4 protein-coding genes are annotated in these 3,408 nt (G+C 69.0%); all 4 read right to left on the bottom strand.

Annotated features, from left to right (window positions below; genetic code table 11):
* The coding region (sdhA, locus tag Q8M88_RS03985) for a succinate dehydrogenase flavoprotein subunit (RefSeq protein ID WP_305594954.1) at positions 1–1,298 on the bottom strand (1,298 nt) is incomplete at its 3' end.
* 8 nt (positions 1,299–1,306) lie between these two features.
* On the bottom strand, positions 1,307–1,693 hold the full coding sequence (gene sdhD / locus Q8M88_RS03980) for a succinate dehydrogenase, hydrophobic membrane anchor protein (protein WP_305594953.1): 387 nt from the start codon (positions 1,691–1,693) through the stop codon (positions 1,307–1,309).
* Positions 1,693–2,103: a succinate dehydrogenase, cytochrome b556 subunit gene (gene sdhC / locus Q8M88_RS03975; protein ID WP_305594952.1), complete on the bottom strand. Its 411-nt coding sequence runs from the start codon at positions 2,101–2,103 to the stop codon at positions 1,693–1,695. The genes sdhD and sdhC overlap by 1 nt, the downstream gene beginning before the upstream one ends.
* A gap of 93 nt (positions 2,104–2,196) precedes the next feature.
* Positions 2,197–3,312 (bottom strand): cell division protein ZapE, encoded by a 1,116-nt coding sequence (gene zapE / locus Q8M88_RS03970; protein ID WP_305594951.1) that lies wholly within the window; start codon positions 3,310–3,312, stop codon positions 2,197–2,199.
* Positions 3,313–3,408 lie beyond the last annotated feature (96 nt).

Below are 3,408 nucleotides of genomic sequence, written 5' to 3'. Positions count from 1 at the left end.
ACCGTCTTGTGCGCCTGGCCGGGCTTGACCAGTTCGGCAGCGCGAATGGCGGCGGCGCGACCGAACACGACTAGATCGAGCAGCGAATTGGAGCCCAAGCGATTGGCGCCGTGCACCGATACGCAGGCTGCTTCGCCGATCGCCATCAGGCCGGGCACGATGGTGTCGGGCTGGCCGTTCTTCAGGGTCACGACCTCGCCGCGATAATTGGTCGGCACGCCGCCCATGTTGTAGTGGCAGGTCGGCAAAATCGGAATCGGCTGGCGCGTGACGTCGACACCGGCGAAGATGCGCGCTGTCTCCGCGATGCCCGGCAGGCGCTCGTGGATGACCTTGGGATCGAGATGCTCGACGTGCAGCTCGATGTAATCCTTGTTGGGGCCGCAGCCGCGGCCTTCGCGGATCTCGATGGTCATCGAACGGCTGACGACGTCGCGCGAGGCGAGGTCCTTGGCTGACGGCGCGTAGCGTTCCATGAAGCGCTCGCCGCTCGCGTTGGTGACGTAGCCGCCCTCGCCGCGCACGCCCTCGGTGATCAGACAGCCCGCGCCGTAGACACCGGTGGGATGGAACTGGATGAATTCCATGTCCTGGATCGGCAGGCCGGCGCGCAACACCATGGCGTTGCCGTCGCCGGTGCAGGTGTGGGCGCTGGTCGCCGAACTGTAGGCGCGGCCGTATCCGCCGGTGGCCAGGCTCACCAGCTGGGCCTGGAAGCGGTGCATGGTGCCGTCGTCGAGCTTCCAGGCGGTGACGCCCCGGCACGCGCCGTCGACCATGATCAGGTCGAGAGCCACGTACTCGATGAAGAACTCGGTGTCGTGCGCCAGGCTCTGGCCATACATCGTGTGCAGCATGGCGTGGCCGGTGCGGTCGGCCGCAGCACAGGTGCGCTGGATCGGCGCTTCGCCGAAGTTGCGGGTCATGCCGCCGAAGGCCCGCTGATAGATCTTGCCCTCAGGCGTGCGCGAGAACGGCACGCCCCAGTGCTCCAGCTCGTAGACCGCGGCGGGCGCGTTGCGGACCATGTACTCGATGGCGTCCTGGTCGCCCAGCCAGTCCGACCCCTTGACGGTGTCGTACATGTGCCAACGCCAGTCATCCTCGCCCATGTTGCCGAGCGAGGCGGAGATCCCGCCCTGCGCCGCGACGGTGTGCGAGCGGGTCGGGAACACCTTGGTCACGCAGGCGGTCTTCAGTCCCGCCTGGGCGCAGCCCAGCGCCGCGCGCAGGCCGGAACCGCCGGCGCCAACCACCACCACGTCGTACTTGTGATCGATGAATTCGTAAGACGCCATGGGACCGTTCAAGCGCCTCCCAGCGCGACCTTGAGGATGGAGAACACCGTGAGCGCGCCGCCCAGCACGCAGACGAACAGGTTGAGCAGCAGGATCGCGGCCTTGTTCAGGGCGCCGTGGACATAGTCCTCGACGATCACCCGCATGCCGCCGTGCATGTGCCAGAAGCTGATCGCGGCCAGCAGCGACATCAGCACGCCGTTCAGCGGATGCGACAGCCATTGGATCGCGCCGATGTAGTCGGTGGAGGCGAGCGTGACGACCGCCCAGACGCCCCACACGGTGAGCGGCGCGAGCGCGATCGCGCCAACCCGCTCGGAGATCCAGTGGCTGACGCCGTGCCCTGCGGCGCCGAGGCCGCGAGCGCGCGACAGCGGAGTGCGGTAGCTGGTCATCAGTAGAAGACTCCCGCGATCCAGGCGAACAGCCACAGCGCGACGCTGGCCACGACTGTGAACACGATCACCGCGATCCCCGAGGCGTCGGCCGACTTGATGTCCAGGCCGCGCCCGGTGTCCCACACCAGGTGGCGAATGCCGTTGGCCAGGTGGTAGGCGACCGCCAGCGTCAGGCCGAACAGCACCAGCTTACCGAAAATCGAACCCAGCAGGCCCTGGTAGAAGCCGTAGGCGTCCGGCCCGGACGCCAGCGCCACCGCCCAACCCGCCAGGATCAGCGCGCCCACGTACAGAGCCACGCCGCTGGCGCGGTGCAGGATCGAGGTGAGCATGGTGATGTGCCATCGCCATACCTGCAGGTGCGGCGACATGGGTCGTTCGCGCGGCGGCGCGGGGGCGTCGGTCATGGGACTCCCTGATAGTCCGTACAAGCCTTCGAGGCGGCTCCGCTTTTAAGCTCCGTCCCCCCGGTGTCAACGCGCGGACGGGCGCAAGCAGCCTCAGTCGGGCTCGCTCAGCCACTCGGCTGATCGCATCTCCTGCAGCCGTGAGGCCGTGCGCTCGAACTCGAAGGCGCCAGCGCCCTGCACATAGAGGTCCTGCGGCTCGGCCGCCGCCAACACGATCAGCCGGCTACGCGCCTCGTACAGGGTGTCGATCAGAGTGACGAAGCGGCGCGCCTCCTCTCGGCGTTCCGGCGTCAACCGAGGGAGGTCGCCCAGGAACACGGTGTGGAAACGCGCGGCGATCGCCAGGTAGTCGTTGGGCCCAAGCGCCACGCCGCACAGGCTGGCGAACGAGGCGCGCAGCAGGCCGCCGCGGGCGTGGGGCAGGTGCACCTTGCGGCCCATCACCTCCAGCGTCTCGCCGACCTCCGCCTCGCCCGACAGCATGTCGCGCCACAAAGCGTCGAACGCCGCTTCATGCGCATCGTCCAGCGGCTCGAACCAGACGCCGGCGGCGCGCAGCCGGTCCAGCCGGTAGTCGTGCGGTCCGGCGACCTGCACCACCTCCATGCGCGCGTTCAGCAGGTCGATGAACGGCGTGAAGAGCTGGCGGTTGATGCCGTCCTTGTAGAGCTGGTCCGGCGGGCGGTTCGAGGTGGCGACCAAGGTCACGCCGCGGGAGAACAGCGCCTCGAACAGCCGGCTTAGGATCATCGCGTCGGCGATGTCGGTGACCTGGAACTCGTCGAAGCAGATCAGCCGGCCCTCGGCCGCCAGCACGTCGGCCACCGGCGGGATGGGGTCGTCGCCCTTATGCTGGCCGAAGGCTTCGCGGCGGGCGGCCGCATCACCGTTGCGCCAGGCGCCGATCAGCCGGTGGGCCTGGGCCATGAACACGTGGAAGTGGACGCGGCGCGCGTCGGCGCTCGGCAGACTCTCGAAGAACAGGTCCATCAGCATCGACTTGCCGCGGCCGACCGGTCCCCAGAGATAGACGCCGCGCTGGCTCTGAGGCTTTCGGAAGCGGGCGAGCAGGCCGCCGCCGGCGGCCTCGGCGAGGTCGGCCTCGAGCCGTACGAGCGCGCGCAGCGCCTCGACCTGCGCCGGATCGGGCCGCACTTCGCCGGCGTCGATTCGGGCGCGATAGGCGGCTTCCAGGGGGGACGGCATCCCTCCCCGCCTAGCGCGGGACGCGCGCGATCACAACCGCCGCCCTTTCCGGCGCTTGCGCCGCCAGCGCCCGCCGGAGCATCCTTGCGCCGATGA

The sequence above is a fragment of the Phenylobacterium sp. genome (assembly GCF_030693805.1).
GTDB lineage: Bacteria > Pseudomonadota > Alphaproteobacteria > Caulobacterales > Caulobacteraceae > Phenylobacterium.
Note: the sequence above shows the minus strand (reverse complement) of the source record. Positions and strands in the feature narration are given on the sequence as shown.